General features: G+C 61.8%; 4 protein-coding genes. 2 read left to right on the top strand and 2 right to left on the bottom strand.

The window, feature by feature from the left end; translation table 11 throughout:
• Nucleotides 1-114: 114 nt before the first annotated feature.
• Nucleotides 115-1395, bottom strand: coding sequence for a phenylacetate--CoA ligase PaaK (gene paaK, locus QZ269_RS11695; protein WP_291426884.1), 1281 nt, complete (start codon nucleotides 1393-1395; stop codon nucleotides 115-117).
• A 368-nt stretch (nucleotides 1396-1763) separates the two neighbouring features.
• Here paaK and ppk2 point away from each other — a divergent pair, with 368 nt between their 5' ends.
• Nucleotides 1764-3098 carry a polyphosphate kinase 2 gene (gene ppk2, locus QZ269_RS11690; RefSeq protein ID WP_291426883.1) on the top strand — a complete coding sequence of 445 codons (1335 nt, stop codon included), beginning with the start codon at nucleotides 1764-1766 and terminating at the stop codon, nucleotides 3096-3098.
• Between the two features lie 418 nt (nucleotides 3099-3516).
• Here ppk2 and QZ269_RS11685 read toward each other — a convergent pair whose 3' ends face one another.
• On the bottom strand, nucleotides 3517-4140 hold the full coding sequence (locus tag QZ269_RS11685) for a TetR/AcrR family transcriptional regulator (protein WP_291426882.1): 624 nt from the start codon (nucleotides 4138-4140) through the stop codon (nucleotides 3517-3519).
• Nucleotides 4141-4308: 168 nt separating this feature from the next.
• On the opposite strand from QZ269_RS11685, the gene QZ269_RS11680 reads away from it, so the two are divergent.
• On the top strand, nucleotides 4309-5456 hold a 1148-nt coding region (locus QZ269_RS11680; RefSeq protein ID WP_291426881.1), incomplete at its 3' end, for a YhgE/Pip domain-containing protein.

Genomic DNA, 5456 nt, shown 5'->3' with positions numbered 1-5456 from the left:
TCTGCTCCAGCGATTGTGCGCCTGATGAAGAGGGCAGCATGGATACTCCGACGATATGGGCCTCAGACAGCCTCTTAAAGAACGCCTGCCAGGGGTTTATGTTGTTGTAGGTTTTTAGCGTTCACCACGCAAATCAGTCACGCGCCTGAGCTTGCCGCCCTCGCTGCGGGGCAGGCTGCCGGGGACATGCAGTTCGCAGTGAACCGACACGCCAACCTGCGCCTTGATCTGCTTCTGGATTTCCTTTTGCAGAGCGGGGCTTTCGCTCTCAGTCTCGACTTGTAGGGTCAGGGCGTCTAGCAGGCCCGTACGGGTCAACACGACGTGGTAGTGGAGGCTGGTCTGCCCCATGCCGGTCAGCACGGCTTCCAGTTGGGTCGGGTACACGTTCACGCCGCGCAGGATAATCAGGTCGTCGCTGCGGCCCCGGATCTGGGCCATGCGGCGGCTGGTGCGCCCCGACGGACTCTCGCCGGGCATTAGGCAGGTAATGTCGCCGGTCCAGTAGCGCAAAATGGGCATGGCGGTGCGGGTCATGCTGCTCAGCACGAGCACGCCGTATTCGCCGTCGGGCAGCAGCTCGCCGGTTTCAGGGTCCACGATTTCCGGATAAAAATGGTCTTCCCAGATGTAGCTGCCATTTTGCTCGTTCACGTCCTCGTTGCTCACGCCCGGCCCGATCACTTCCGACAGCCCGTAGATGTTGCAGGCTTTGACACCCAGCTTTTCCTCGATCTCGCGGCGGGTCTTGTCGGACCACGGTTCGGCCCCCAGCAGGGCGTATTTCAGGCTGATGTCCTCCGGGCGCATCCCGGCCTTTTTCAGCGCCTCACCCAGCACCAGGGCGTAACTGGGAGTCACCGAAATCACCTCAGGTTCCAGATCCTGAATCAGTTGCACCTGCTTGTCGGTGCCGCCGCCCGAAACGGGTACGGTATTCAGCCCTAGTCGCTGCCCGCCGCCGTCCAGCCCCAGCCCGCCCGTAAACAGGCCGTAGCCGTAAGCGTTATGAAACACCATGCCGGGCCTGGCCCCCGAGGCGTACAGGCTGCGGGCCACCACCTCGTTAAAGATGTCGAGGTCGTTGCGGTCGTAGCCCACCACCGTCGGCTTGCCAGTCGTGCCGCTGCTGGCGTGCAGGCGGCGCAGTTCGCTTCTGGGCACCGCGCACAGGCCAGTCGGGTAGTTGTCGCGCAGGTCGGTTTTGCGGGTAAAAGGAAACCGCGCCAGGTCGGACAGCGTTTTCAGGTCATCCGGCTTGAGGCCCTGCTCGTCAAATTTGCGTTGGTAGGCCGGAACGTGTTCGTACTGGCGGGCGACCATTTCCTGCAATCTGGCAAGCTGGTGGGCACGGAGTTGGGCAACGGGCATGGCTTCGCAGTCGGGCTGAAACAAGAGCAGGCCTCCTCAGGGTCAGGGGATGTGGGACGCTATAAGAACGAACGGTTGTTAGGTCATTCTAACCATAATTTTGCTTTGCCTGTGCTTTGTCCATGAAGGCAAAACAGTTTTGCCCCGGGCGGCTGGTCTCTCCAACGGTTCATGGCTGCTCAGAGACTTTTTCGGCCTGCTGCCACCTGACCACCCCCTAACTGGGCCGCAGTACCCCCGACAGGACGTACCGGAACCGGGTCTATAGTCCCGATTTAATAAATCAGGAGAAAATCTCGTGCAGGTCGTCGGATTTCGGCCTTAAGGTTTCCTCATACGGCACAGGGCCTGGGGTATAACTAGGGCAGTCCAGCCAAGGAGGAATCCAACCCATGACCACCAGAAAACCCAGCGCCGGTAAGGCCGCTTCTTCGACGACCATCACCCGCGCTAAAACGCCCAGCGCCCCGGCTCAGGCCAAACAGGACGCCCGGCCCCAGGCTGCCAGGGACTCCAGCAGCGGGGCCACGGCCAGCCTGGCCCCTATACTGGTCGGTCCCACACTGGTTGGGCAGCCTGAACAGCGACCTGGGCCGGAGGGGGTAGCCCCGCGACTGGCCGCACAGGGCGATACGGTGTATGGCGAGACCCCCGCGGCCACCGAAACGGTGCAGGTGGCCGAGCGGCTGGAAGCCAAGCACGACGCCAAGCTCTCGGCGCTGGCCGATATCCTGCACGCCGAGCCGCAGGTCGAACTCGACGACATCGCCTCGACCCTGCTGGGGGCCTTCAGTCCCGATGAACAGAAAGCCCTGACTCAGGCCCTCAAGCGGCGGCGCATGTCGGCGCGTGACTATACGCCCACTGTCAACCTCGACCGCGTGCTGAATCCCGGCGAAGGCTCCGGGGCGTATCCCTACAAGTACCTGATGTCCCGTGAAACCTACGAGCACGAGAAATACAAGTTGCAGGTCGAGCTGCTCAAGTTACAGGCCTGGGTCAAGGACACGGGGGCCAGGGTGGTGATCCTGTTCGAGGGCCGGGACGCCGCCGGTAAGGGGGGCACCATCAAGCGCTTCATGGAGCACATGAATCCACGCGGCGCACGCATTGTCGCGCTTGCCAAGCCCACCGAGGAAGAAGGCGGGCAGTGGTACTTTCAGCGCTACGTGCAGCACCTGCCCACGCGGGGCGAGATCGTGCTTTTTGACCGCAGCTGGTATAACCGCGCCGGAGTCGAGCGGGTTATGGGCTTTTGCACCGACGACGAGTACGTCGAATTTATGCGCCAGGCCCCCGAATTCGAGCGCAATCTGGTTCGCAGCGGAATCTACGTCATGAAATTCTGGTTCTCGGTCAGCCGCGAGGAGCAGCGCCGCCGCTTCAAGGAACGCCGCGTGCACCCGCTCAAGCAGTGGAAGCTCTCGCCGATGGATCTGGCTTCACTGGATCTGTGGGAGGAGTACACCGCCGCCAAGGAAGCCATGTTCTTTCACACCGACACCGCCGATTGCCCCTGGACCGTGGTCAAGAGCGACTGCAAGAAACGCGCGCGCCTGAACGCCATTCGCTACGTACTCCAGCGTATTCCCTATGCTAACAAGGACGAGCGCAACCTGGGCCGCGTCGATCCCCTGATTGTGGGCCGGGCCAACGTGGTGTTCGAGCGCGGTGAACATCCCGGCGCGTCGGCCATGCTCAATGCCCGCTCGTCCCGCAAATCCTGAGCGGACTCGCAGGCAGGCGGCGGGATAACAGCCCCCGGCTGGGGCAATTGCAAAGTCGTTATCTGCATATGCCCTAGCCCTACAGCACCCACAAAGAGGGGAAAGTCTCTCCTGGTTTAGGACAGTTCAGTTTCAGCAAATGTGACGCCCGATAAAGGTGAGGTTCTTAGCCCCTCCACCCTTGCGGGTAAGGTTGGGAGGGGGGTAACGCGGAGTACGTCTCAGCACCTGAAATCCGCTTTATGCGTAGGATTTCGGCACCACTCAGCCCCTCGTGGGGGACTCGCAGAGCTGCCCAGCAGAGATGTCCTGTAAAGACAGAAGCGGCAAACGGGGCCGTGCAGTCCTGGCCTGTTGGCTTTTGCACTCGCCTTGCCCCCGTCCCCTACAGGCCGTGGCGTCAGCTTGGGATTCGACGCTAGCTGCGCTGCAAGTCGCCCGGCCCAGGCTGCCCGAGCGCGGCAATGCCCCCCACGATAAACTGCTCTAACTGCGCGGCCAGTTCCGTCCCGTCCAGATCGTCACGGGTCAGCTGTTCGTAGGCCATGCCGCTGAGCAGGTTAAGCACAATGGGCAGCAGTGTGGCAGGGCGTTTCTGGCCGTGCGGGCTGGCACTCGCCTCGGCCTTTTCCTGAAGGCGCAGGCGCTCCTCGATGGCCTTCAAGAATGCCCGGCGCTGCGTGCGGAACAGCGGCCCGCCCCCGCAGCCCAGCAGCTTGAGCAAGTCGGCCTCCTGAAGTAGGGCCAGAAAAATTTTGCTGAACGCTAGCGGCTTCTCGGACTGAAGAAGTGGAGTGAGGCGCTCGGGCAGATGCTCGAGCTTTTCGGCCAGCAGCGCCTCCAGAATGATCTCGGTCGAGGCGAAATAGGTGTAAACCGTCGGGCGCGAAATGCCCAGCGCTGAGGCAATATCGGCCATGCCCACGGCCTCGAAGCCGCGTTCGGTAAACAGTCGGGCCGCTGCCTGCATGATCTGCTCGCGGCGGTCTTCTGCGCTCAGGCGGCGCGGCGCGGTCAGTTCCGGATGGGCGGCGGGCTTCACAAAACCAGTATACCAGATACATTGACATAGTGTCATTTGTCAAAATGTCATTTGACAAATTGTCAATATGCGGGATACTGTAGTTTCACGAGAAGGAAGCTATCAGGACAAAAGGCCCTGTTCGCCCGCCCAACCCCGTCCCCGCCCCGATTTCCACCAGGAGAAACTATGTCTCTCAGTCACGATTTTCAGGTGCTTACGCCCGCCGAGCGCAGCCTGTGGCGGCATCCCATGATGTGGCTCTCGGCGGTCGCCATCGCCTTGACACCCCTCTTGTACTCGACCATTTACCTGACCAGTTCTTTTGACCCTTACGGCAACCTCTCGCAGTTACCCGTCGGACTGGTCAACCTCGACCAGGGCACTCAGTACCGGGGCAAGTCATACCGCCTGGGCAATGACGTAGAGCAAAAGCTGCTGGACGACCCGAAATTTAAATACGTGATTTACACGACGCAGGCCGAGGCCGAAACCGCCGTGCGCCAGGGTCAGACCTATTTTTCCCTGACCATTCCCCCCGATTTCAGCCGCAAGGCCGTGGCCGGTAGCAGCAGCGAACACGGCCTGCTCAAGTTCTACGTCTCGGAGGGGGCCAACTACTTTGCCAGCCGGGTGGCAAACAGTTTCAGCATCACCCTGGCCGACAACCTGAACAAGACCCTGGGCGAGAACCGCTGGCAGGTGGTTCAGAAGTCGCTGGCACAAGTTCAGAACGGCTTTCATGACATTAGGACCGCCACCGGGCAACTGCGTGACGGCGCGGAAAAATTGCAGACCGGCACCCTCAGTCTCCGCAGCGGCGCACAGGAACTGGCGACCGGAGCCGGAAAAGCGGCCAGCGGCGGGCGGCAGCTGACCGAGGGGGCCACAACGCTGGCTGGCGGTGTGACCCGCCTGACCGACGGCACCACCCGACTCTCGGCGGGTTTACGCCAGCTTGAAGCCGCTGCGCCAGACCAGTCGCGGCTGGCCCCTTTGCAAACCGGCGCGGCCAAACTCGCCACAGGTTCCGGTCAGCTGGCAAACGGCCTGAATCAGCTCTCGGCAGGCGCTTCCCAACTGGCAGCGGGGGCGAAGTCAGCCAACAGTGGGGCGCAACAGCTTGCAGCGGGTAACCAGCAACTGTCAACGCAACTTCCGCAATTGCAAAGCGGTCTGGGACAACTAGCAGCAGGCGCTTCCCAGCTGGCAGCGGGGGCGAAGTCGGCCAACAGTGGGGCGCAACAGCTCGCAGCGGGCAACCAGCAACTGTCAACGCAACTTCCGCAATTGCAAAGCGGTCTGGGACAACTAGCAGCAGGCGCTTCCCAGCTGGC

It is taken from the genome of Deinococcus sp. (assembly GCF_018260405.1).
In the GTDB taxonomy this organism is placed as follows: domain Bacteria; phylum Deinococcota; class Deinococci; order Deinococcales; family Deinococcaceae; genus Deinococcus.
The sequence above is the reverse complement of the archived record's forward strand: the minus strand, read 5'-3'. Positions and strand labels throughout refer to the sequence as shown.